This window comes from Stutzerimonas stutzeri (genome assembly GCF_002909485.1).
GTDB classification, from domain to species: Bacteria; Pseudomonadota; Gammaproteobacteria; order Pseudomonadales; family Pseudomonadaceae; genus Stutzerimonas; species Stutzerimonas stutzeri_AH.
Window position 1 is genome coordinate 256,968 of the sequence record NZ_PPXG01000002.1, and the last position, 24,160, is coordinate 281,127.

Consider the following 24,160-nt stretch of genomic DNA (forward strand, 5'->3'; position numbering starts at 1 on the left):
ATGGTTTCGCGGGGCCGAGCGCCGTACTGACACGGCGGTTGAGCCCTCGCGCGGCTCATGCTTTATGCTTGCGTCTCCCGTAGTTGCAGGCGTTTTTTCATGCTCCCCCTAGTACTGCAGACCCTGAGCGTGACCGCGCCAGTGTTTGCCATGCTTTTTCTCGGCGTTGCGCTCATGCGCCTACGCTGGATCGACTCGGCGTTCGTCCACACTGCCTCATCGCTAGTGTTCAAGGGCACCATGCCCACGCTGCTGTTCATCTCCATCATCAAGGCCGACCTGACTACGGCCCTGCAACCTGCGCTGCTGCTCTATTTCGTTCTTGCCACGATAGCAACCTTCATCGTGGCCTGGCTCTGGTCCCTATGGCGCTGCCCGGCATCCGACCGCGGCGTGTATGTTCAGGGCGCTTTTCGTGGCAATAACGGAATCGTCGGTCTGGCGCTGGCCACCAGCCTCTACGGTGACTACGGTCTGTCGGTTGGCGGTGTGCTCGCGGGCGTGGTGATTCTGGTCTACAACAGCCTGTCGGCAATGGTGCTCGCCATCTACAGTCCAGATGGACAGGTTGGAGCGAAGGACATTCTGCTCAGCATTTTGCGCAATCCGTTGATCATCGGTGTTGTGGCGGCTGTGCCATTTGCCTACTGGGAAATCGCCTTGCCGGGTTGGCTGATGACCTCGGGTCAGTACTTCGCGCAAATGACCCTGCCGCTGGCGCTGATTTGCATCGGCGCCACGCTATCACTGGATGCGTTGCGCAAGAGCAGTGGCAGCGCGCTAAGTTCTAGCCTGATGAAGATGGTCTGGTTGCCCGCCCTCGCGACTCTGGGGGCTTGGGCTTTCGGCTTTCGGGATGCAGAGTTGGGTATTCTCTTTCTCTACTTTGCCAGCCCAACGGCCGCTGCTAGCTTCGTCATGGCGCGTGCGGTCAATTCAAACCATCAGCTTGCCGCCACAATCATCGTCATCACCACGCTGATGGCGGCACTGAGCATCAACGCCGGCCTGTTCCTGCTGGGTTGGTTGGGCTGGATCTAGCTCAGGGGGCTGCTAGCAGGTCCCTGCCGTTCGTCGCCAATGTGATCGAAATCGGCTTTGCGGCTTAAGAATGGGAGCGCGATGGTCGTAATCGGTCATCAGGCCTCAGAAAAAAAAGTCCGTTTCGGTCACATTGCCCTGGACGATCAACGGCTTGCCTGTGAGGCAGCCGCTCTGTGTTCTAGGGAATCACTCATGGCATTTTTCACACCTTCGAGCCGCTCGCTGACGCGTGACGACATTCGCGTCGTCAACCTGCGTCGGCTCGCGGCGCCGGGTTTTGCTCTGGTGCTGGTACTGAGTTTGGGTAGTTTCGCTGGGGGTGTCTGGGTCGGTAGCGATCTGCGTGGCCAGCCTACAGCTACCCATGAGGACGCAACGGCGTTTGAAGAAGAGGGCCGGTTTGCCATCGCTCGCGTTGGTGAGGTGGTAGGTCGCTTGAAATCCCTTGAGTCCGATTTGCTCGCGCTACAACAGATGATGGACGACCAGCGCGTCCTGCATGGCCAGCTGTCAGCGCTGGATCCAACGCTGCTGCCGGTCCTGGCGCCAGACCGGGTTGCACGCACTGGTGCGGGGCAGGGCGGCGCCCTGTTGCCGCCCAGAGGGTGTTCGGGGGAGCTGTTGGTAGACGCCGGGTCTGCGACACTTGCAGACCTGCAGCATAGCGAGAGCTCAGCGCGCTGCATGCGCGTGATGCTGGATAGTTTGATGCAGCGAGTCGCCGAGCGTAATGCGGCGCTCATGGCGATCCCCTCCCGGCGGCCCGTGGGCGAGGCTCGGCTGGGGTCGGCATTTGGCAACCGCATCGATCCGTTTCGTAAGCAGCTAGCGTTCCATTCGGGAGTCGACTTCGCGCTGAAGAGTGGCTCGGATGTTGTCGCTGCAGCGGGAGGCCGGGTGCGTTTTGCCGGCTACCGCGGTGCCTACGGCAATCTGGTGGAAATCGATCACGGCAATCGTCTGGTCACCCGCTACGCACACCTGTCGCGACTGGATGTGCGCCAGGGCGACGTGGTGACGCCGGAGCAGCGGATCGGGACAGTGGGCTCCACGGGGCGGTCCACCGGGCCACATCTGCATTTCGAAGTGCTGCACAAGGGGCGTTTCGTCGACCCGCAGCGCTTCCTCGCCCTGGGGGATCTGGAGCGCGTCGGCGATGACTTGGCTGAGGACTAAGCGCCCCTCCACCCGTGAGCTGGTTCGCGCCGAACACCGCTTGCAAGCTGGCCGCCGTGCACGCACTGGACACTGGATCATCGTGGGGCTGCTCTGTGTGATTGGTGCACTGCTTTATCTGCGCGACCACGAGCGCAGTGATCATGTGCAGCGGCTCGAAGCAATGGCTCGCGAGACATCGACGCTCAAGGCTGCATTGGAGCACAGCCGCCTGCAGCGTCAGGAAACCCAGGCCACTGAGGAGCAGTTGCTCAGGCGTATCGCCACGCTTTCAGCACAAGTCGAGCGGCTGCAGACCGACCTGGCCTTCTTCCGGCAGCAGAAGAAAGCCCGTTAATTTTTTGGAGTAGATGATGTTCAACAAGAAGAAGCAGGTGTCTGGCGTCACCATCGATCAGTTTTCCAGCTTGATCTCCGGAAATCTGTCGCTGGTGGGGGATGTCACCTTCGAGGAAGGGCTCAAGGTCAGCGGCGAAGTGTGCGGCAACGTCTGCCACAAGCCAGGCACTCACAGCCTGCTAGCGCTGAGTGCCGAGGGAAGGATCGAAGGAAATGTCACCAGCTACGATGCGCTGATCGACGGCACCATCGTTGGGGATCTGGTGGTCGAACACCTTCTTGAGCTGCATTCCAATGCGCGCGTGCGCGGCAATATCCGCTATCGCCAACTAAGCATGGAAAATGGCGCAGTGGTCGACGGCGCCCTCAATCGTATGAGTGACGAAGAAGAGACCGCCCAGGTGTTCGAGTTGCCACGCCCGCAGGTGTGCGAGGGCTGAAGTGCAGGGGGGAGCCAGTAAGGCCCGCCCCTGAGTCACTTAGCGCTGAGTTTTCCAGGCGCTACCGGTAATGACCAACAGCGTGATTGCGGTAAGCGGCAGCGCGTAGCCCAGCATCGCGTCGCCGAAGGTTTCGGCGAATGGTCGACCGGTGCTGGCGAGCACGAGGTAAAGCGTATACGCCACGTAATAGGCCACGAACAGTGCGCCTTCCCAACGATTGATGCTGTAGCCGGCGAAGAAGATCGGCAGGCAGGCAAACGCCACTGCAATCATCACTGGGAAGTCGAATGCCAGTGCATTGGGCGATATGGCGATAGCCTGCGGTGATACGAGCGAAGCCAGGCCAAGTACGCAGAGCAGGTTGAAAATGTTGCTGCCGACGATATTGCCCACGGCGATGTCGCGCTCGCCACGAAACGCCGCCATGATCGAGGTGGCCAATTCCGGCAGTGATGTGCCGATAGCGATAACGGTCAGACCAATGACCAGCTCCGACAGGCCGAGCGCGCGGGCCAATGATACAGCGCCCTCGACAAGGAAGTTGGAGCCCACCACCAGCAGCACGAGGCCGCCTAGCACTAGCCCGGCATTGATCAGCCCTGCATACGGCTTGGCGGGCTCGTTCAGGCCGAACTCCTTGGCGAATTCGTCGTCAGCATCGGCCGCTTTCTCACGGCGGCTGCTGATGATCAGAAACAGCGTGTAGACCACTACAGCCGTGAACAGCAATGCGCCATCGAAGCGGCTTAGCTCGCCGTCCCAGGCCAGCGCAAAGGTGACCAGGCTGGCGCCGATCATGATCGGCACGTCCAGGCGGATCAGCTGACGCGACACCACCAGGGGTGCAACCAGCGCCGTCATGCCGAGAATCAGCAGCACGTTGGCGATGTTGCTACCCAGCACGTTGCCAATTGCGATGTCGCCGCTGCCATTAAGCGAGGCCTGTACGCTGACCGCTGTTTCCGGCGCGCTGGTACCGAAGGCGACTACGGTAAGGCCGATGACCAGAGGCGAGATACCAAACTGGGCCGCTAGCTTGCCCGCGCCGCGCACCAGCACCTCCGCACCAGCGACGAGTAGCACAAGGCCGGCAATGAGGTAAACGAATGTCATCAGGGTCACGATGTGTCGCTCCGGAAGGGGGAGTAATAGGGGGTGGTTAGCGCTGGCGTTGCCAGGCGCGCAGGAAGATCACCAAAAGCGTGACAGCCGTCAAGGGGAACGCGAACCAGAGCATTGCGTCGCGCAGCAACTCGATGGCGCCCAGCCCTGTGGCGAACATCACCAGATACAGTGTGTAGGCCAGGTAGTAGGCGAAGAACAGCAGGCCTTCCCAGCGTTGAATGCAGTAGCCGGAAAAGAAAATCGGCAGGCAGGCGACGAACACGGCCAACATCACCGGGAAGTCGAAAGACTGGGCGTTCGGCGAGATGGACAGCCCCTCCGCAGCCACCGCGGCACCTGCCCCCAAAACGAGCAGTAGATTGAATATACAGCTGCCGACGATGTTGCCGACCGCAATGTCGCGCTCGCCCCTGATCACGGCTAGAACCGAGGTCGCCAGCTCCGGCATCGAAGTGCCGATCGCTACCACTGTAAGGCCGATAACCAGCTCTGACAGTCCCAGTGCTCGGGCCAGGCCAACCGCACCTTCGATCAGCAGGTTTGAGCCGCCAACCAAAAGGCCTAGGCCCAGTACGATCAGCAACAGCTGAAGCACCCAGGCATAGGGCTTGGCGGCAGGGTCCGGTCCGAACTCGGTATCGAACTCGTCGACACCTGGCCCCGGTTGTTCGCGCTTGCTGGCGATTACCAGAAACAGCGTGTAGCCAAGCAGGGCGACAAGCAACAGGATGCCGTCCAGTCGGCTGATACTGCCATTCCAGGCCAGGCCGTAGCACAGTAGGCCGGCACCAATCATTACCGGGACGTCCAGGCGTATCAGCTGTCGGGATACCACCAGTGGTGCGATAAGCGCGGAAAGGCCGAGGATCAGCAGGATATTGGCAATGTTGCTGCCGATCACATTACCAACAGCTATGTCACCGCTGCCATTCAGCGACGCCTGCACGCTGACGGCTGTTTCCGGTGCGCTGGTGCCGAAGGCGACCACCGTCAGCCCGATGATCAGGGGTGGGATACCGAAGCGGCTGGCCAGTTTAGCGGCACCGCGCACCAGCGCTTCGGCACCGACGACGAGTAAAACCAGGCCGCCGATAAGGTAGGCGAACGTAATCAGCGACATGCGGGCGATCCTGTTGGTGCTGTAGCGCCGCGCGCGACTCGGGCCTTCACTGTTGGTGCCTGCTCATTCATGGAGGGTTTCAATTCGTACCCGGGCCACGCCACTCTGGAGCATGTCCAGTTGTGCCGCCGCTGCGCGGGAGAGATCGATGATACGACCGCGACGAAATGGCCCCCGGTCGTTGATTCGTACCACCACTTGCTTGCCATTTTGCTCGTTGGTTACCCGAACACGGGTACCGAATGGCAGGCTGCGATGGGCTGCGACCAGCGCGTTCTGATCATGGGTTTCGCCATTTGCGGTGCGTTGGCCGTGGTGCATTCGCGCGTAATAGGAAGCCTTGCCGCTCTGACTGAAACGATCCTGAGTGGTAGGAGGTGCCTTGGTTGGCTGCGTCGCTTGGCGATCGGCGCAGCCGCTGACGATAAGGGTCAGAAACAGCAGGGCAGTGAGGCGTGTCAGGCGCATGAACAATCCTTCCGTTGGGTCGATCGCTGAGTCGGCGATGGCCCGCGGCAGAGGTTGCGCAGTTCTGGCAGTGCCGAGAGCAGTGGAGTGGCGATGTTCGCGGTTGCAGTAATCTGCAACCGCGCAGGGCCATCGTTCAGCTTAGCCTTCGAGCTTTTTCTTCAGCAGTTGGTTCACCTGGCCGGGGTTGGCCTTGCCCTTGGACGCCTTCATCGCCTGGCCGACGAAGAAGCCGAACATCTTGCCGCGTTTGGCTTCGTCGCTGGCACGATACTGTTCGACTTGCTCGGCATTCGCTGCCAGCACTTCGTCCAGCATTGCCTCGATGGCGCCGGAGTCGGTGACCTGCTTGAGGCCTTTCTGCTCAATGATCTCGTCGGCAGAGCCTTCACCAGCGGCCATGGCCTCGAAGACCATCTTGGCGATCTTGCCGCTGATGGTGTCGTCCTTGATGCGCAGGATCATGCCGCCCAGCTGCTCGGCAGACACCGGCGACTGTTCGATTTCCAGCCCTTCCTTGTTGAGCAGGCTGGACAGCTCGCCCATTACCCAGTTGGCGGCCAGCTTGGCATCGCCGCAGGTGGCATTGACCTGTTCGAAGTAGTCGGCCATCTCGCGACTGGCGGCCAGCACCGTGGCGTCATAGGCCGACAGGCCGAACTCGCGCTCGAAGCGTTCGCGCTTCTGTACCGGCAGCTCCGACAGGCTGGCGCGCACTTCGTCGAGGAAGCTCTGCTCGATCACCACCGGCAGCAGGTCAGGGCAGGGGAAGTAGCGATAGTCGTTGGCTTCTTCCTTGCTGCGCATGGAGCGCGTCTCGTCCTTGTTCGGGTCGTACAGACGCGTTTCCTGTACCACTTTGCCGCCATCTTCGATCAGCTCGATCTGCCGCTGTACCTCATGGTTGATCGCCTTTTCGATGAAGCGGAACGAGTTGACGTTCTTGATCTCGGCACGGGTACCAAACTCCGCCTGGCCTTTCGGCCGCACCGAGACGTTGCAGTCGCAGCGCAACGAGCCTTCGGCCATGTTGCCGTCGCAGATGCCGAGGTAGCGCACCAGGGCGTGGACCGCCTTGACGTAGGCGACCGCTTCCTTGGCCGAGCGGATGTCCGGCTCGGAGACGATCTCCAGCAGCGGGGTGCCGGCGCGGTTCAGGTCGATACCGCTCATGCCGTGGAAGTCTTCGTGCAGGCTCTTGCCGGCGTCCTCTTCCAGGTGCGCGCGGGTGATGCCGATGCGGCGGGTGCTGCCATCTTCCAGGGTGATGTCCAGATGACCCTTGCCGACGATGGGATGATCCATCTGGCTGGTCTGGTAACCCTTGGGCAGGTCAGGGTAGAAGTAGTTCTTGCGCGCGAAGACGTTCTTCGGCGCGATCTCGGCGTCGATCGCCAGGCCGAACTTGCAGGCCATCCGAACGGCTTCGGCGTTGAGCACCGGCAGGGTGCCGGGCATGCCGAGGTCGACCAGGCTGGCCTGGGTGTTGGGCTCGGCACCAAAGGTGGTGGCGCTGCCGGAAAAGATCTTCGACTGGGTCGCGAGCTGTGCGTGAATCTCCAGCCCGATCACGGTTTCCCATTGCATCTTCAATCTCCTCAGAATCCGGTCGGGGCGCGCATGTGCCAATCGGTGACTTGTTGATACTGGTGCGCCACATTGAGCAGGCGCGCTTCCTGGAAGTACGGCGCCAACAGTTGCACGCCCACCGGCAGGCCATCGATGAAGCCGGCCGGCATCGACAGGCCCGGAATGCCCGCCAGGTTGGCGGTGATGGTGTAGATGTCTTCCAGGTAGGCGGAAACCGGATCGGCGTTCTTCTCGCCCAGCTTCCAGGCCAGGTTCGGCGTGGTCGGGCCGAGGATCACGTCGACCTGCTCGAAGGCCGCGACGAAGTCCTGCTTGATCAGGCGACGGATTTTCTGCGCCTTCAGATAGTAGGCATCGTAGTAGCCGGCCGACAGCGCATAGGTGCCCACCATGATGCGTCGCTTGACCTCGTCGCCGAAGCCTTCGGCCCGCGAGCGCTTGTAGAGATCGGTGAGGTCGACCGGGTTCTCGCAGCGATAGCCGAAGCGCACGCCATCGAAACGCGAGAGGTTGGAAGAGGCCTCGGCCGGCGCGATCACGTAATAGGAAGGGATCGCATGCTGCATGTTCGGCAGGCTGATTTCCTTGACCGTGGCGCCGAGCTTCTTCAGCTCCTCGACGGATGCCATGACGGCGTCAGCGATCTTCGGATCGAGGCCGGCGCCGAAATACTCCTTCGGCAGACCGATGCGCAGGCCAGTGAGCGGTTGGCTAAGGGCGGTGAGGTAGTCGTCCAGCGGCTGGTCGACGCTGGTGGAGTCCTTGGCATCGAAGCCGGCCATTGCCGACAGCAGCAGCGCGCAGTCTTCGGCCGTGCGTGCCATCGGGCCGCCCTGATCGAGACTCGAGGCGTAGGCCACCATGCCCCAGCGCGATACGCGGCCGTAGGTGGGCTTGAGGCCGGTGAGGTTGGTCAGCGCGGCAGGCTGGCGGATCGAGCCGCCAGTGTCGGTGCCGGTCGCGGCAGGCAGCAGTCGTGCGGCGATGGCTGCGGCGGAACCACCGGAGGAACCGCCGGGTACGCGGGACAGGTCCCAGGGGTTCTTCACTGGGCCGTAATAGCTCGACTCGTTGGCCGAGCCCATGGCGAATTCGTCCATGTTCAACTTGCCCAGGGTGACCATGCCGGCGGCGCCGAGCTTTTCAACCACGGTTGCGTCGTACGGGGCTTTGAAGCTGTCGAGAATTTTCGAGCCGCAGCTGGTGCGAATGCCCTGGGTGCAGAACAGGTCCTTGTGGCCGATAGGTGCACCGAGTAACGCGCCGTTCTCGCCAGCGGCACGACGTGCGTCGGCTGCTTTGGCCTGCTCGATGGCGAGTTCATCGGTGACGCTGATGAAGGCGTTGAGCTGCGGGTCGAGCTGCGCGATGCGAGTCAGCAGGGTGCGCGTCAGTTCCTCGGCGGAGAAACGCTTTTCGGCAAGGTTGCGGGCGATCTCGGCAAGCGTCAGGTTGTGCATGTCGTTGTCCTTCATCACTCGATCACTCGCGGGACCAGATAAAGGCCTTCTTCCACGGCGGGTGCGATGGCCTGGAAGGCTTCGCGCTGGTTGGTTTCGGTGACCACGTCGGCGCGCAGGCGCTGGGTGGTTTCCAGCGGGTGAGCCAGCGGCTCGATGCCGGTGGTGTCGACCGCTTGCATGCGATCGATCAAGCCGAGGATATTGTTGAGGGTCTCGGTAGTGCGGGGCAGGTCGGCTTCAGACAGGCCCAGGCGGGCCAGGTGAGCGATCTTTTCCACCTCGGTGCGTTCAAGCGCCATCGGGTATCTCCAGCGGAAAGCGAATCGGTTGCACCTTCCGTCGACTGGACGGGGGCACATGGCGACACGGGACGAGCCGTGGCAATGGGCATTAGAGCCCGGAAAAGCCGCCAATCTTACATGCCCGAAGCGTTAATCGGTAGCGTACACGCGGCCCGCGTGCCTCTGCTCGGAGTTGGCTTGTATTCCGGCCTGACGCGTAATGGCTCACGTCTGGCGCTACGCGGGCGGACTCGCGCCTTGCCCTAACTTCGCACCATTGTTAGAGTTTGCGGCACTTTTTTCCCCACGCGTTTGCCCCAGGGCCCTTTTCCCATGTTCAAGAAACTGCGTGGCATGTTTTCCAGTGATCTGTCGATCGACCTGGGCACTGCCAATACCCTTATTTATGTGCGCGATCGCGGCATTGTCCTCGACGAACCTTCGGTTGTTGCCATTCGTACCCACGGCAATCAGAAAAGTGTTGTCGCTGTAGGCACCGAGGCCAAGCGCATGCTGGGCCGTACTCCAGGCAACATCAACGCCATTCGTCCCATGAAGGACGGTGTGATCGCCGATTTCAGCGTCTGCGAGAAGATGCTGCAGTACTTCATCAACAAGGTGCACGAAAACAGCTTTCTGCAGCCCAGCCCGCGAGTGCTGATCTGCGTGCCTTGCAAGTCGACGCAGGTCGAGCGCCGCGCCATTCGTGAATCCGCCTTAGGTGCTGGTGCTCGCGAAGTGTTTTTGATCGAAGAGCCAATGGCCGCCGCAATCGGTGCCGGCCTGCCGGTCGACGAAGCGCGTGGTTCGATGGTGGTGGACATCGGCGGTGGTACCACCGAGATCGCGCTGATTTCTCTCAATGGGGTTGTCTACGCCGAATCCGTGCGGGTGGGTGGCGATCGCTTCGATGAGTCCATCGTGACCTACGTGCGCCGCAACTATGGCAGCCTGATCGGTGAGTCCACCGCTGAGCGCATCAAGCAGGAAATCGGCACCGCGTTCCCTGGTGGCGAAATTCGTGAGGTGGATGTCCGCGGTCGTAACCTGGCCGAAGGCGTGCCTCGTGCGTTCACGTTGAACTCCAACGAGGTGCTGGAAGCGCTGCAGGAATCGCTGGCGACCATCGTTCAGGCGGTCAAGAGCGCGCTGGAGCAATCGCCGCCGGAGCTGGCCTCCGATATCGCTGAGCGTGGCCTGGTGCTGACCGGGGGCGGCGCGCTTTTGCGCGATCTGGATAAGCTGCTGGCACAGGAAACAGGCCTGCCGGTTATCGTTGCCGAAGAGCCGCTGACCTGTGTCGCCCGTGGTGGCGGCCGTGCTCTGGAAATGATGGATCGTCATGCGATGGACTTGCTGTCCACAGAGTGAGCGTGACGCTCAAGTGCTCATCACAAGCCGAAAGATCCGGTAGCGCCGGCTTTCGGCTTGTCGCGTTTAGTCTGTAGCTTTCAGTCGTGAGGACGTTGCAATCAAGCCGCTATTTGCCAAAGGACCTTTACTCGGTGTTCGCCTGTTGGTGTTCGTCGTGCTTTGTGTCGTGCTGATGGTGGTGGATGCGCGTTTCGAGGCGCTGAAGACGGTACGCAGCCAGATGGGCCTGGTGCTGACCCCCTTCTACTTGGTGGGCGAGATGCCAGGGCGCATATGGAGAATGGCGACCGAGCAGATCGCCAGCAGCAACAGCTTGATGGCTGAAAACGAGAAGCTAAAGGCCGAGGCGCTTTTGATGCAGCGCCGCTTACAGCGTCTCGCCATGCTTACCGAGCAGAACGTACGGTTGCGCGAGCTGCTCAATTCGGCGGCTCTGGTCGACGATAAGGTGATCGTCTCTGAGCTGATCGGCCTGGATCCGAATCCTTTCACCCATCGCATCCTGATCGATAAGGGCGAAAAGGACGGCGTTTTCATGGGGCAGCCGGTGCTAGATGCCAGCGGTTTGATGGGGCAGGTGGTCGAGGTGTTGCCTTACGCTGCCCGCGTGCTGCTGCTGACCGACGTCACCCATAGCATTCCGGTCCAGGTCACGCGTAATGGCCTGCGCGCGATCGCCGTGGGTACCGGGAATCCGGATTATCTGGAGCTGCGCCACGTTGCTGAAACCGCCGACGTCAAGGCCGGCGACCTGCTGGTCAGCTCCGGACTCGGTCAGCGTTTCCCCAGCGGTTATCCGGTCGCTCAAGTGACCGAAGTGGTACATGGCTCCGGGCAGCCGTTTGCCATTGTTCGCGCGGTGCCGACGGCCATGCTCAATCGCAGCCGTTATCTGATGTTGGTGTTCAGCGACTCGCGGACGCCGGAAGAGCGGGCGGCTGCAGCAGCAGAAGCGCAGGCCGATGCGGATCAGAAGGCTGCTTCAGAGGGCACAGGCGTGACCACGCCGCCTGCTGGGGCTGAAGTCGATGACGCGGGTCAGTCGCCCGCTGTCGCGCCGCAAGCGCCGACCTCGGAGGTGGTGCAATGATCAGCGGTCGCTCGAACAATGGTTGGGTTATCTGGTTCAGCCTGACGGTTGCCTTGCTGCTCAGCGTTGCGCCAATGCCCGGCAATGCGGAGCTCGCTCGTCCGCTGTGGCTGGGCTTGGTCATTGCGTTCTGGTCCCTTTCGCTCCCGCATCGGGGTGGCTTAGGCGCTGCCTTTTGTTTCGGGCTCGCTCAGGACGTACTTGCCGGTACGTTGTTCGGCCAGAGCGCTCTGCCTTTGATCCTGATTGCCTTCCTGGTGTTGAGCCTGCAGCAGCGTCTGCGCATGTTTCCATTGTGGCAACAGAGCATGGTGCTGCTGGTGATTCTCGGCCTCGCGCAGCTGGTTCAGCTTTGGCTCAATACCTTGACCGGCAATCGGCCGCCGACGCTGCTTTTTCTGGTGCCGGTTCCTGTCAGTGCCCTGCTTTGGCCATGGGTATTCGTTGCGCTGCAGGGGCTGCGCCAGCGATTCGCCGTTTACTGAGCTTTTTTCGGCCAGCGTGTCGCCCTCTAAATTTCGTCTATAAGACCTTTTCGCTAGTGTGGTTTTGTGTGGCCCGGCACGGCTTGCGCCTTGATGCTCCGAGCTGTTTCTGAAATCATGTTGCCAGCATGGCCTTCAGCCATTACTGGTTTCTGTTTCAGAAAACGATAAGCACAACAGCACGGGCGATGAGTATGGAAGCTGGCATCTCGATTTTTTCCACGCCGCAAGGCTCTCGTAGTGCTCGGGCAGTGGTAGCTGCTGGCGCCCTCGGATCGTTGTTGGTAACGCTGCTCATCGGTAGTGCCTATTCACAGGCTGATAGCGCTCCCCAAACACCTCGGCTGGCTAAATTATCGTCTCCCGACCCGCTCGCCACTTCCGGGGCTGCAGAAGCGCCTGTCGATTCGCCTCGCGCCGAACAACTGGCAAACAAGATCGCTGAGCTCGATGCCATTCTTCTGGAGAAGCACAAGCTTGAGGATGCATTGCGTGTTGAGAAGAGCGAGCTGGCTGCCATTGAGTTACAGCTTGCAAACACCAAGAAACTGATTCGGCTGGAAGTCGACGACTTTCTCGGACAGAGTGCCGAGCGCAAGCGACTCGATGATCTGCTGGATGAGCACAAGCGCAGCGCCGATGCCGCCGCAGCCGTCAGCGAGCGTGTCGATGTACTGGAAAAGGACTTGGGTAGTCAGCACTTGAAGTTCTCGCTCGCCGCTCGCGATGTCGAGCGCCTCAAGTCTCAACTGGCTGCCGAGATTCGCGAGAGCAACAGCAAGAAAATCCAGGCCATTGCCCGCAAGTTGGACAAGACCATCCGCTTCGAGCAGGCCATCTCGTTCCGTTGCTCGGCCAGCAAGAGCCTTGCAGCTTGTCTGGCCGAGCACGGTAGTCAGGGGCAGATGTCGCAATGGGTGCTGGACAACTACCAGCGCGAGCTGGCCGAGGATATTCGTGAGCAGGTTGCCGATCTTGCGCTGGATACCGCTTGGTACCGTTTCCGAACCCGCACAGACTTCGCGCAGGCCAGCATGAGCCTGGATGGCACCGTAAACGCGCAGATGAATGTCGAAGCCACCATCACCGCGAAAAAGATGATGCCGTGCGCGATTCTCGATGTGCCCTATGAGCAATGCGACAGCAAGACGCATTCGCTGATCGTGCGCAGCAACAAGTACGACGATCAGGTCCGCATCAATGACCAGGAGCACGGTGCAACGCCGGTGTCGCTGGTGCTCGATAGCGGCGTTTACGATATTCAGGTCACCTCCGGTGGCGTGACGCAGAAGCGTACGCTGTCGCTCAAGGGTGACCAGGTGCTCAACTTCAAGTTCTGATCCTATGGTCTGGCGTCTCTTGCGCGCCCGACCTTTGTGCCTTCCTCGACGTGCCCGGATATGCGACGCTGTCGTTTATTTTTCGTTGAGGATCGGCCATGGGCGCATTGTTTCTTGCCTCGGCTTCACCCCGTCGCCGCGAACTGCTTGCGCAGATAGGCGTCCCTTTTTCCCTGCTTGACGTATCAGTCGACGAGACGCCGTCGCCGACCGAGTCCCCTGAGGCATACGTCGAGCGCGTTGCCCGGGACAAGGCACTTGCTGGTCTGGCGGGCATAGGCGAGGGCGACAGTTATGTGCTGGGCGCCGATACCAGCGTGGTGCTGGACCAGCGCATTCTTGGCAAGCCGGTGGATCGTGCAGATGGATTGGCCATGCTGGCTGCCTTGTCCGGACGTACGCATCGAGTCATGACTGCAGTAGCGCTGGCTAGCCGGACGGCGTGCGAGGTGCGCGTGGTCATCAGCGAAGTGACGTTCCGCACCATCGAAGAGGCCGAGGCAGAACGTTATTGGGACAGTGGCGAGCCGCAGGACAAGGCGGGCGGTTACGCCATTCAGGGCTGGGGCGCGGTGTTCGTCAGCCAGTTACACGGCAGCTATTCGGCAGTGGTTGGCCTGCCGCTGTGTGAAACAGCGCAGCTCGTCGACGCGTTCGGCCTGCCGCGTTGGACCAAAGGCTCACGCTAGAGCCTGTGGCTTCGGCACGCTTGCCGGTTAGAATCGACCCCAACGATCAGCTAGCGCTGCACATCAAGCCACCGCCGAGAACAATAATGAGCGAAGAAATCCTGATGAACATCACCCCCATGGAGTCGCGGGTGGCGGTGGTGGAGAACGGTGTTCTGCAGGAGGTGCACGTCGAGCGTACGCAGCGCCGCGGCATCGTCGGCAACATTTACAAAGGCAAGGTGGTCAGGGTGCTGCCCGGTATGCAAGCGGCGTTCGTCGATATCGGGCTGGATCGCGCTGCGTTTATCCATGCTTCGGAGATTTCTTCCCGCGAAGGCAATGCCGTCGAGCCGATCAACGCCCTGGTGCATGAAGGGCAAAGCCTGGTGGTACAAGTCACCAAAGACCCCATCGGCACCAAGGGCGCGCGGCTGACTACACAGCTGTCGATCCCGTCGCGCTACCTGGTCTACATGCCGCGCACCAGCCATGTCGGAATCTCCCTGCGTATCGAGGATGAAGCCGAGCGCGAGCGACTCAAGCAGGTAGTGGCCGAATGCGTGGCGGCAGAAGGCATCCAGGAAGCCGGTGGTTTTATTCTGCGTACCGCGGCAGAGGGCGCTGGTAGCGATGAAATTCTCATGGATATCCGCTATCTGCGCCGTTTGTGGGAACAGATCGCGAGCCAGATAAAGACTGTCGCAGCGCCGACGGTAATCTACGAAGACTTGTCGTTGGCGATGCGCACCTTGCGCGATCTGGTCAACCCACGAATCGAGAAGATCCGCATCGATTCACGTGAGAATTTCCAGAAGGTCACGCAGTTTGTCGGCGAACTCATGCCGGAGCTGGGCGATCGCCTGGAGCACTATCCGGGCGAGCGCCCGATCTTCGATCTCTATGGCGTCGAGGATGAGATTCAAAAGGCCCTTGATCGCAAGGTCATGCTCAAGTCGGGCGGGTATCTGATCATCGACCCGGCCGAGGCGATGACCACCATCGACGTCAACACCGGTGCTTTCGTCGGCCACCGCACGCTGGAAGAAACCATTTTCAAGACCAACCTCGAGTCGGCCACCGCCATTGCCCGGCAGCTCAGGCTGCGCAATCTGGGCGGTATCATCATCATCGACTTCATCGACATGGAAGACGAAGAGCACCGTCGGCAGGTCCTGCGCACGCTGGAAAAGCAGCTCGAACGCGATCACGCCAAGACCAATATCATCGGCATCACCGAACTCGGTCTGGTGCAGATGACCCGCAAGCGCACCCGCGAGAGCCTTGAACAGATACTGTGCGAGCCGTGCATGTGCTGCCAGGGGCGGGGCAAACTGAAGACTCCGGAAACCGTTTGCTACGAGATCTTCCGGGAAATCCTGCGCGAGGCCCGGGCTTATCAGGCTGAGGGCTATCGGGTGCTGGCGAACCAGAAAGTGATCGATCGTCTGCTGGACGAGGAGTCGGGCAACGTCGCGGATCTGGAGGCCTTCATCGGTCGCTCGATCAAGTTTCAGGTGGAAAGCATGTACTCGCAGGAACAGTACGACGTGGTGTTGCTCTGAACAGAGGTAGACCAGGCCGCAAGTGCCGGGATGACCGGAGCGCCTCCACATGAATCGTCTCGCTGCCTTCCTCGTTACGCTGTCGCGCCAGTTGCTCTGGATGGGCGCGCTTGGGCTGATTTTAGCCGCGTTGTACGTCAGCCTAGGGCGGCAATTGGTACCTCTGGTTGCCGAGTACCGTGCAGACGTCGAGGACAAGGCGCGTCAGGCTCTCGATATGCCAGTGACTCTGGGCCGCCTCGAAGGCGAATGGCAGGGCTTTGCCCCGCGCCTGCTGGCGCACGATGTATTGCTCGGTGAGGGCGATAGCGCAATGCGACTGGACCAGATCGCGCTCAAGCCCGATCTTGCCGCCAGCCTCTGGGCCCGTGAGCTGCGGCTGGACTCGCTCGAGTTCGGCGGTGTGCATCTGTCGCTGGTCGAGGACGCAGAAGGCAAATGGCGGGTGAAGGGGCTGCCGGAGCGAGCCGAACAACCGCCGCCCGATCCGCAGAAGATTCTTGCCGCACTGCAACAGGTGCGGGGGCTGGCTTTGCATGATAGTCAGATCACTTTGGAACCCTTTGCTGAGACGCCGCTGACCCTGAGCTACACCAATCTGAATCTGCGCGTTGACGGCGAGCGACTGAGGCTTGATGGGCGCAGTGTGCTACCCGATGGACAGCCGTTGGCTGGTCGTATGCAGGTCCGTGTGCAGCCGCGGCATTGGCAGCAGGCCGAGGCGCAGATTTACCTCAGTCTGCCGCAGAGTGATTGGGCTGCATGGTTGCCGCGACGGTTGACGGCCGACTGGCATTTGCAAACGTTGCAAATGGGCGGCGAGGTTTGGGGGCGCTGGAGCAAACAGCGGCTTGAGCGCGCCGTGCTGCGTTTGAACGCTCCGCTGTTAAGCGCGACCTATGCCGATCGCGCCCCTTTACAGGTCGAGGATCTGGCAGTCGAGGCGTACGTCGATCATGCCGAGCAAGGCTACCGATTGCTGTTCGATGGGCTGGCCTTCGATCTTGATGGCGAGCGCTGGGGCGATGCGCGAATTCAGTTGCAGCAGGATCAGGCCCGGCAACACTGGCAATTGCAGGCTGACCGGTTGGGTGTCGCGCCGATCGCCACGCTCGTTCGTGCGCTTGCGCCGCTACCGCCGGCAGCAGGCGAGGCGCTGGCGGCACTGCGGCCCAGCGGAACAGTGCGCAATCTTCGGTTGGACTACTACCGCGAGATGGCATCGCCTCAGCAACTGCAGTTTGCGGCCAATCTGGATCGCATCAGCTTCGGGGCACACAACTGGATTCCGGCGGTAGGCAATGCCAGTGGCAGCATTCAGGGCGATCTGGGCAGTGGCGAACTACGCTTGGACAGCAAGGATTTCAGCCTGCAGCTGGCGCCGTTGTATCCCGAGCCCTGGCAATATCGGCACGGTGCAGGTCGCCTGACCTGGAAGCTTGACGAGCAGGCCTTCACCTTGGCAGCGCCCTATCTGCGCGTCGATGGCGAGGAAGGCCGGATCGCAGGGGATTTCCTGATCCGCCTGCCGCGTGATCCGACGGCAGAAGACTATATGGACCTGCGCGTCGGCTTGAGCGAGGGTGATGCACGCTACACCGAAAAATACCTGCCGACACGCTCGCCGGCTTTGAGCCCCGCGCTGACTACCTGGCTAAAAGAGGCGATTCGCGGCGGTACCGTCGAACAGGGTTACTTCCAGTACCAGGGAGCACTGAACAAGAACGCTTCAGACAGCGCGCGCAGCCTGAGCCTGTACTTCAAAGTGCGTGATGCCGAGTTGGCCTTCCAGCCAGGCTGGCCGGTGCTGCGGCAGGGGCGCGGCGAGGTCTTGATTGAGGACAGCGGCGTTCGCGTACGACTTGCCGAGGGTCGGATTCTGGATAGCCGCGTATATGACGCGACTGCGGACATCCCCCGTGCAGGTAGCGACAAGGTGCCGATATTGGCGGTGAAAGGGCAGGTCTCTAGCAGCCTTGCCGACGCGCTGAAGCTGTTGCAGGAAGCGCCTATAGGCACCGATGAAATCTTTGCCGGCTGGCAGGGGCAGGGGAGTCTGCAGGGCGCGCTGGATCTACAGATTCCGCTGGGCAAGGGCACGCCGCGAGTGGCAGTGGATTTCTCCAGCGACGGCGCATCGCTGCGGATCCTGGAGCCGTTGCTCGATCTGGAAGGGCTCAGCGGTAAATTTCGCTACGACACTGCGCGAGGGTTGAGTGCAGAGGATATTCAGGGACGCCTGTTCGGCCGTCCCGTGAGAGGCAAGGCCGTGGCGACGGGGTCGGCAGGCAAGCCGGCCTCACGCATAGAAGCGCGCGGCGCCGTGGGGCTAAAGCGCCTGGTTGAGTGGCTGGAGGCTGAGCAGCCTTTGCCTGCCAGCGGCGAGCTGCCCTATCAGCTGCGCCTGGATCTGGCGGGTGAGAGCAGTCAGCTGCAGATCGACTCCTCGTTACAGGGGCTGCGTATCGATCTGCCCGCACCGTTCGGCAAGGCGGCCAGCGTACGCCGTGACACCACATTGCGCATGTCCCTGCAGGGTACGGAGCGGCGCTATGGCGTCAGGCACGGTGAGCTTGCCGCTCTAGCTTTCGCGGCGCCTCCAGGGGCCATGGCGCAAGGGCGCGGTGAGCTACGTCTTGGAGGCGGCGCGGCCAATCTTCCCGGGCGTGCGGGATTGTATGTGAGGGGGCGTCTGCCTGAACTCGACTGGAAAGCCTGGCAGGCAGTGCTGGACCGGTACGGCAGCGGCGACCCACAGCAGGCCACTGGATCCTTACTGCGCCAGGTGCAAGTCGATATCGACCGTTTCAATGGTTTCGGCACCCGCGTTGCTGATCTGGGCGTAAATCTGCAGCGCATCACTGGTGCCTGGGAACTGGGCTTGCGCAGTACGACCATCAATGGTGCGGTGCGTCTGCCAGACGCTGCAGGCGCTACCATCGTCGCGGATCTGGCGCTGCTGCGCTTGCCTGCTGCGAAGGCCGGCGAAGCAGCGCCATCTGCGCATGTCGATCCACTGGCCGATGTGGACCCGCAGAGTCTGCCATCGATGGATATCGCTATCAGGCAAGTCTTCCGGGGCGACGACCTTCTCGGTGCAGGGGCGTTAAAGCTACGCCCAACCAGTGCGGGTGTGGAGTTCCGCGATATTGCACTCGACCTCAAGGGGCTGAAGGTCGGCGGCAACGGCGGCTGGCAGGACGGCTCAACCTGGTACAAGGGCCGCCTGGAGGGCCGCAACCTGGCGGACGTGTTGCTTGCATGGGGCTTCGCACCATCGGTCACCAGCGATAGCTTCCGCTTGGACGTGGATGGGCGGTGGCCAGGTTCGCCGGCCTCGTTCGCCATGGCACGCTATACCGGCAGCATGCAGCCACGGTTGCGCAAGGGGCAGTTCGTCGAGATCGATGGTAGCAGCCAGGCCCTGCGCGTGTTCGGCGTGCTGAATTTCAATTCGATCGGGCGCCGCTTGCGGCTGGATTTTTCCGATCTGTTCAGCAAGGGCTTCAGCTATGACCGGCTGGATGGGAGCCTGAAGGGCAATGCTGGCGTATTCATAACAGGTGAGCCGATTACCGTCAGCGGGCCGTCCAGCAATCTGGAGCTCAATGGCAAGCTGGATATGGCGCGCGACGAGGTCGACGCCAAGTTGCTTGTGACACTGCCAATCAGCAACAACCTGCCTCTGGCAGCCCTGATCGTCGGTGCACCCGCCATCGGTGGGGCGCTGTTCATTGCGGATAAGCTGCTTGGCGACCGAGTAGCGCGTTTCGCTACCGTGCAGTACGACGTCAAGGGCCCATGGCAGTCGCCAAAGATCAGCTTCGACAAGCCATTCGAGAAGCCCAACTGATCCATGATTGTCCTCGGACCTTGCCTTTTACCAGTGGGGATTGCATGTCCTTAGCCGTGATCCAGATGGTCAGTCAGACTGATGTTGCACTTAACTTGCGCCGTGCACGGCACCTGCTCGAGCAGGCCGCAGAGACAGGCGCACGGTTGGCCGTGCTGCCAGAAAACTTTGCTGCAATTGGCCATAAAGATCCGGCGCTACTCGGGCGCACTGAGGCGACAGGCGAGGGACCGATTCTGCCTTGGTTGAAACGCACTGCCCGTGACCTCAGGTTATGGATAGTCGCCGGCACCATCCCGTTACCGCCCGAAGACAATCCGCAGGGCAGGCCGAATGCCTGCTCGCTGCTGTTCGATGATCAAGGGCAGCGGGTCGCGCGTTATGACAAGTTGCATCTGTTCGATGCGGACGTAGCCGACAGCCGCGCCCATTACCGCGAGTCCGATGACTATGCGGCGGGGCAGCAATTGGTTGTAGCCGACACACCGGTCGGTCGACTCGGTCTGACCGTGTGCTATGACCTGCGCTTCGCCGAGCTATATACGGCGCTACGCACAGCGGGTGCAGAGTTGATCAGCGTGCCGTCGGCGTTCACCACGGTGACCGGTGAAGCGCATTGGGAGATCCTGATTCGTGCCCGTGCCATCGAGACACAATGCTATATCCTGGCCGCCGCACAGGGCGGCGAGCATCCCGGCAGTCGCCTCACCTACGGCCATTCGTCTATCGTGGACCCATGGGGTCGGTTGTTATGTGAGCAGGCAACCGGCGAAGCGAGCTTGGTTGCACTGCGAGATGCGGACGAACAGGCTGCCATCCGGCAGCGCATGCCGGTGCAGCGTCACCGCCGATTTTCCGTACCGTGCCTGGTCACGGACCGTTTGGAGTGAATATGAGTGAACTGTTGTTACCCGTCACCGAGCGACTGCTGACCCCCGGCGGCCTGGGTATCGATGATCTACCTGGCCTGCTGGGAGAACTGGCTGGCCCCGGCGTAGATGCGGCGGACCTGTACTTTCAGGATCAGGTCTCCGAGTCCTGGGTGCTGGAAGATGGCATCGTCAAGGAAGGTGGCTTCCACCTGGAGCAGGGCGTCGGTGTTCGCGCGCTGTCCGGCGAGAAGACCGGCTTCGCCTATAGCAATGCCATCACTGCCGATGCGTTGCGCCAGGCGGCCCAGGCTGCGCGCTCGATCGCGCGCAGTGGTCAGCAAGGCGAGGTCAAGGTGCTGTCCAGAGCGGCGTTCGCGCCGCTGTATAGCCAGGATAATCCGCTCGACGGGTTAACCCGTGCCGAAAAGGTCGAGCTGCTAAAGCGCATCGACGTTGCCACGCGCGCGTTGGACCCTCGCATAAAACAAGTCACTGTGAGCCTGGCCGGCGTCTGGGAACACATTCTGGTTGCCGGTATGGATGGCGGCATGGCGACAGATATCCGTCCGCTGGTGCGCTTCAACGTCAGCGTGATCGTCGAGCAGAACGGTCGGCGTGAGCGCGGCGGGCATGGTGGCGGTGGTCGTACTGGCTATCAGCACTTTCTCAGCGAAGACCGGGCGATGGGCTATGCGCGCGAGGCGCTGCGCCAGGCGCTGGTCAATCTCGAGGCGGTCCCCGCGCCTGCAGGCTCCTTGCCTGTGGTGCTCGGCCCCGGTTGGTCCGGTGTATTGCTGCACGAGGCAGTTGGCCATGGCCTGGAAGGCGATTTCAATCGCAAGGGCAGCTCGGCTTACAGTGGACAGATAGGCCAGCAAGTGGCGTCCAAGCTTTGCACTATTGTTGATGATGGCACCCTGGCGGATCGACGGGGCTCGCTCAGCGTCGATGACGAAGGCACACCGACCCAATGCACCACGCTAATCGAGAACGGCATTCTCAAGGGTTACATCCAAGACAAGCTAAACGCCCGGCTGATGGGCGTCGCGCCGACCGGTAACGGCCGCCGCGAGTCTTACGCGCATCTACCGATGCCGCGCATGACCAACACTTACATGCTGGCCGGCGAAAGCGATCCGCAAGAAATCATTCGTTCGGTGAAAAAGGGCATCTACTGCGCCAGCCTAGGTGGTGGTCAGGTCGATATCACCAGCGGCAAGTTCGTGTTTTCCACCAGCGAGGCGTATCTGATCGAGGATGGCAAGATCACTGCGCCGGTCAAAGGGGCGACGCTGATCGGTAACGGGCCCGAGGTGATGAACCGGGTCTCGATGGTCGGTAACGACCTCGCCCTGGATAGCGGTGTCGGTACCTGCGGCAAGGATGGGCAGTCAGTGCCGGTTGGTGTTGGCCAGCCAACGCTGAAGATCGACGAGATTACCGTAGGCGGAACGGGTGCTTGAAGCATCGGCAGACGCCAGGCCGCAAGCGCCAAGAGGAAGCAGGGGGATCCTTATTCACTCTTGTAGCTTGTGGCGGCGTTAGCGTCAGCGCAGTCCGCGTTTGGCTTCGTCCAGCTCGCGGATGTACTTGAAGATTTTGCGGCTCGCAGCTGGCGGTTTGTTACGTGCCGCCTCGTGCTGGGCGTGACGGATCAGCCCGCGTAGGTGCTGGCGGTCGGTCTCGGAGTATTCGGCAACGAAAGCTTCGAGGGTGGCGTCGTCGCCTCCGATGAGGCGGTCGCGCCAGCGTTCTAGTGCGTGGAAGCGTTCGTTGTACTGGCGTGTCGATGCGTCGAGCTGATCGACCAGCGCCAGGATGGCATCGACATCCTGGTCGCGCATCAGCTTGCCGATGTACTGGATGTGTCGTTTGCGGGCGATGTGTGCCTTGTGCTTCGGCGCGTCGGCCAATGCTTTTTGCAGCGCATCGCTCAGCGGCAGGCGGGCAATCAGGTCAGGCTTGAGCGTGGTCAGGCGCTCACCGAGCTCCTGTAGAGCATGCAGCTCGCGCTTGACCTGGGTTTTGCTTTTTTCGTCGAAATCTTCGGCGTCGGAGTGTTCAGACATGGGGGTGGTCCACTAGGAGATGCCGCCATGATAACAGCAGCCCTGGCAGCAGGCTCCAGAGGAGCGGCGCCAGGTTGCAACTTGATTCGATTGCAGTGGTTTGGGAGTGCTTATGAGTGAAGTAGAGGGCATCGGCCCGCACGCGCTGCCCGGTTTGCGCGAGAAGGTCGAGCGCATCATCGAGGAAGCGCGTCGGCAGGGCGCCAGCGCCAGTGAGGTTTCGGTCTCCATGGAGCAGGGATTGTCGACCACGGTGCGCCAAGGCGAGGTGGAGACTGTCGAGTTCAACCGCGACCAGGGATTTGGCATCACGCTCTATGTCGGTCAGAGCAAAGGAACGGCGAGCACGACAGGCAGCGGCGACGATGCCATACGTGAAACCGTGGCAGCGGCGCTGGCCATTGCCAAGCACGCCTCAGAAGACGAGTTCGCGGGGCTTGCCGATGCGGCCCTGATGGCTCGCGAACTGCCCGATCTGGACCTCTACCACCCCTGGGCCATCACGCCCGAGCAGGCGATCGAGCAGGCGCTTAGCTGTGAAAGCGCCGCCTTCGAGGTCGATCAGCGTATCCGTAATGCCGATGGTACCAGCCTCAATACACATCAAGGCTGTCGCGCCTATGGCAACAGCAACGGATTCATCGGTGGCTACAGCAGCAGCCGGCATAGCTTGAGTTGCGTGATGATTGCCGAGAGCGATGGCCAGATGCAGCGCGATTACTTCTATGACGTGAATCGAATCGGTGAGGCGCTGCTTGATCCCCAGGCTATCGGTCGCCGCGCGGCCGAACGTGCCGTGCGGCGCTTGGGCGCACGCCCGATACCTACCTGCGACGTGCCGGTGCTTTTTGCCTCCGAGCTTGCGACTGGCCTGTTCGGTCATTTCATTGCGGCCATATCCGGCGGCAACCTATACCGTAAATCCTCCTACCTGGAGGACGCCCTTGGGCAGACGCTATTTCCTGAATGGCTAAGCCTGGACGAGCGTCCGCACATTCCTCGTGCACTTGGTAGCGCTGGCTATGACGGAGACGGCCTGGCGACCTATGCCAAGCCGTTCGTGGAGAACGGCCGTTTGCTGTCCTATGTGCTATCGACCTATTCGGGGCGCAAGTTGGGCATGCCGAGTACGGCCAATGCCGGGGGGGTACACAACCTGCACGTCAGCCATGGCGATGAGGATCAGGCTGCTCTGATTCGTCGCATGGGGCGGGGGTTGCTGGTCACCGAGTTGATGGGGCAGGGGTTGAATTTGGTGACTGGTGATTACTCCCGCGGTGCTGGCGGCTACTGGGTAGAAAACGGCGAAATCCAGTTCCCGGTGCAGGAGGTGACCATCGCCGGCAACCTGCGCGACATGTTCCGCCAGATTGTCGCTGTCGGCTGTGATATCGAGACGCGCAGCAACGTGCGTACCGGCTCGGTGCTGATCGAGCGGATGATGGTCGCGGGCAAGTGACGCATACCGCGCGGCGCGACCGGAGACGGTCTGCGCCGGCGTGGTGAGGTGCTTACTCGCCTTCTTCGAAGTAATCGTCGATCAGCGCGACCAATGCATTGAGTGCATCGTCTTCCTGCTCACCTTCTGTGTGTAGATGCACCGTGCTGCCTTTGCTCGCAGCCAGCATCATGACGGCCATGATGCTCTTGCCGTCCACCAGCGTCGCCGGGCAGCGACCTACGCGGATGGTGCACGGGTACTGATTGGCGACACCGACGAACTTGGCGGCTGCGCGGGCGTGCAGGCCGAGTTTATTGATGATGGTGACTTCGCGGGCGGGCATGGGTGCAGGTA

22 protein-coding genes are annotated in these 24,160 nt (G+C 61.4%); 14 read left to right on the top strand and 8 right to left on the bottom strand.

Annotation, left to right across the window (positions count from 1 at the left end):
* The first annotated feature begins 99 nt into the window (after nucleotides 1-99).
* The 4 genes from CXK91_RS04780 (at nucleotide 100) to CXK91_RS04795 (ending at nucleotide 2,999) form a co-directional block, all read left to right on the top strand.
* Complete coding sequence (locus CXK91_RS04780) at nucleotides 100-1,041, top strand: AEC family transporter (protein WP_103455190.1); 942 nt, start codon at nucleotides 100-102, stop codon at nucleotides 1,039-1,041.
* Between the two features lie 195 nt (nucleotides 1,042-1,236).
* On the top strand, nucleotides 1,237-2,220 hold the full coding sequence (locus CXK91_RS04785; protein WP_103455191.1) for a M23 family metallopeptidase: 984 nt from the start codon (nucleotides 1,237-1,239) through the stop codon (nucleotides 2,218-2,220).
* The gene (locus CXK91_RS04790; protein ID WP_103455192.1) at nucleotides 2,201-2,557 is read left to right on the top strand and encodes a hypothetical protein; all 357 of its coding nucleotides are present in this window, start codon (nucleotides 2,201-2,203) and stop codon (nucleotides 2,555-2,557) included. Before CXK91_RS04785 ends, CXK91_RS04790 begins: the two co-directional genes overlap by 20 nt.
* A gap of 16 nt (nucleotides 2,558-2,573) precedes the next feature.
* Nucleotides 2,574-2,999, top strand: a complete 426-nt coding sequence (locus CXK91_RS04795) for a bactofilin family protein (protein ID WP_103455193.1) — start codon at nucleotides 2,574-2,576, stop codon at nucleotides 2,997-2,999.
* 39 nt (nucleotides 3,000-3,038) lie between these two features.
* Here the strand turns inward: CXK91_RS04795 and CXK91_RS04800 are convergent, their stop codons facing one another.
* The 6 genes from CXK91_RS04800 to gatC form a co-directional block, all read right to left on the bottom strand.
* Entirely contained in the window at nucleotides 3,039-4,124 is a 1,086-nt protein-coding gene (locus CXK91_RS04800; RefSeq protein WP_103455194.1) for a calcium/sodium antiporter, read from the bottom strand.
* 37 nt (nucleotides 4,125-4,161) lie between these two features.
* Entirely contained in the window at nucleotides 4,162-5,247 is a 1,086-nt protein-coding gene (locus tag CXK91_RS04805) for a calcium/sodium antiporter (RefSeq protein ID WP_103455195.1), read from the bottom strand.
* Between the two features lie 63 nt (nucleotides 5,248-5,310).
* Nucleotides 5,311-5,715 (bottom strand): septal ring lytic transglycosylase RlpA family protein, encoded by a 405-nt coding sequence (locus CXK91_RS04810; RefSeq protein ID WP_103455196.1) that lies wholly within the window; start codon nucleotides 5,713-5,715, stop codon nucleotides 5,311-5,313.
* A gap of 141 nt (nucleotides 5,716-5,856) precedes the next feature.
* On the bottom strand, nucleotides 5,857-7,302 hold the full coding sequence (gatB, locus tag CXK91_RS04815) for an Asp-tRNA(Asn)/Glu-tRNA(Gln) amidotransferase subunit GatB (protein ID WP_103455197.1): 1,446 nt from the start codon (nucleotides 7,300-7,302) through the stop codon (nucleotides 5,857-5,859).
* An 11-nt stretch (nucleotides 7,303-7,313) separates the two neighbouring features.
* Nucleotides 7,314-8,765 (bottom strand): Asp-tRNA(Asn)/Glu-tRNA(Gln) amidotransferase subunit GatA, encoded by a 1,452-nt coding sequence (gene gatA, locus CXK91_RS04820; RefSeq protein ID WP_103455528.1) that lies wholly within the window; start codon nucleotides 8,763-8,765, stop codon nucleotides 7,314-7,316.
* 14 nt (nucleotides 8,766-8,779) lie between these two features.
* The gene (gatC, locus tag CXK91_RS04825) at nucleotides 8,780-9,067 is read right to left on the bottom strand and encodes an Asp-tRNA(Asn)/Glu-tRNA(Gln) amidotransferase subunit GatC (protein ID WP_003281258.1); all 288 of its coding nucleotides are present in this window, start codon (nucleotides 9,065-9,067) and stop codon (nucleotides 8,780-8,782) included.
* 315 nt (nucleotides 9,068-9,382) lie between these two features.
* Here gatC and mreB point away from each other — a divergent pair, with 315 nt between their 5' ends.
* The 9 genes from mreB (at nucleotide 9,383) to tldD (ending at nucleotide 21,759) form a co-directional block, all read left to right on the top strand.
* Nucleotides 9,383-10,420 carry a rod shape-determining protein MreB gene (gene mreB, locus CXK91_RS04830; protein ID WP_003281256.1) on the top strand — a complete coding sequence of 346 codons (1,038 nt, stop codon included), beginning with the start codon at nucleotides 9,383-9,385 and terminating at the stop codon, nucleotides 10,418-10,420.
* 100 nt (nucleotides 10,421-10,520) lie between these two features.
* Nucleotides 10,521-11,513, top strand: a complete 993-nt coding sequence (mreC, locus tag CXK91_RS04835) for a rod shape-determining protein MreC (protein ID WP_103455198.1) — start codon at nucleotides 10,521-10,523, stop codon at nucleotides 11,511-11,513.
* Nucleotides 11,510-11,998 carry a rod shape-determining protein MreD gene (gene mreD, locus CXK91_RS04840; RefSeq protein WP_003281254.1) on the top strand — a complete coding sequence of 163 codons (489 nt, stop codon included), beginning with the start codon at nucleotides 11,510-11,512 and terminating at the stop codon, nucleotides 11,996-11,998. Before mreC ends, mreD begins: the two co-directional genes overlap by 4 nt.
* Before the next feature lie 194 nt (nucleotides 11,999-12,192).
* Nucleotides 12,193-13,338, top strand: coding sequence for a PEGA domain-containing protein (locus CXK91_RS04845; protein ID WP_103455199.1), 1,146 nt, complete (start codon nucleotides 12,193-12,195; stop codon nucleotides 13,336-13,338).
* Nucleotides 13,339-13,436: 98 nt separating this feature from the next.
* Nucleotides 13,437-14,027 (top strand): Maf family protein, encoded by a 591-nt coding sequence (locus CXK91_RS04850; protein WP_003281250.1) that lies wholly within the window; start codon nucleotides 13,437-13,439, stop codon nucleotides 14,025-14,027.
* A gap of 86 nt (nucleotides 14,028-14,113) precedes the next feature.
* Nucleotides 14,114-15,571: a ribonuclease G gene (gene rng, locus CXK91_RS04855; protein ID WP_003281248.1), complete on the top strand. Its 1,458-nt coding sequence runs from the start codon at nucleotides 14,114-14,116 to the stop codon at nucleotides 15,569-15,571.
* Between the two features lie 49 nt (nucleotides 15,572-15,620).
* Nucleotides 15,621-19,424 (top strand): YhdP family protein, encoded by a 3,804-nt coding sequence (locus tag CXK91_RS04860; RefSeq protein ID WP_103455200.1) that lies wholly within the window; start codon nucleotides 15,621-15,623, stop codon nucleotides 19,422-19,424.
* 44 nt (nucleotides 19,425-19,468) lie between these two features.
* Nucleotides 19,469-20,314, top strand: a complete 846-nt coding sequence (locus CXK91_RS04865) for a carbon-nitrogen hydrolase family protein (protein ID WP_103455201.1) — start codon at nucleotides 19,469-19,471, stop codon at nucleotides 20,312-20,314.
* Nucleotides 20,315-20,316: 2 nt separating this feature from the next.
* Nucleotides 20,317-21,759: a metalloprotease TldD gene (tldD, locus tag CXK91_RS04870; RefSeq protein ID WP_003281244.1), complete on the top strand. Its 1,443-nt coding sequence runs from the start codon at nucleotides 20,317-20,319 to the stop codon at nucleotides 21,757-21,759.
* 84 nt (nucleotides 21,760-21,843) lie between these two features.
* On the opposite strand, the gene yjgA is transcribed toward tldD, so the two are convergent.
* Nucleotides 21,844-22,365: a ribosome biogenesis factor YjgA gene (yjgA, locus tag CXK91_RS04875; protein ID WP_003281243.1), complete on the bottom strand. Its 522-nt coding sequence runs from the start codon at nucleotides 22,363-22,365 to the stop codon at nucleotides 21,844-21,846.
* 112 nt (nucleotides 22,366-22,477) lie between these two features.
* On the opposite strand from yjgA, the gene pmbA reads away from it, so the two are divergent.
* Nucleotides 22,478-23,824: a metalloprotease PmbA gene (gene pmbA, locus CXK91_RS04880; protein WP_103455202.1), complete on the top strand. Its 1,347-nt coding sequence runs from the start codon at nucleotides 22,478-22,480 to the stop codon at nucleotides 23,822-23,824.
* Nucleotides 23,825-23,876: 52 nt separating this feature from the next.
* Here pmbA and CXK91_RS04885 read toward each other — a convergent pair whose 3' ends face one another.
* Entirely contained in the window at nucleotides 23,877-24,149 is a 273-nt protein-coding gene (locus tag CXK91_RS04885) for an HPr family phosphocarrier protein (protein WP_003281240.1), read from the bottom strand.
* Between the last annotated feature and the right edge of the window lie 11 nt (nucleotides 24,150-24,160).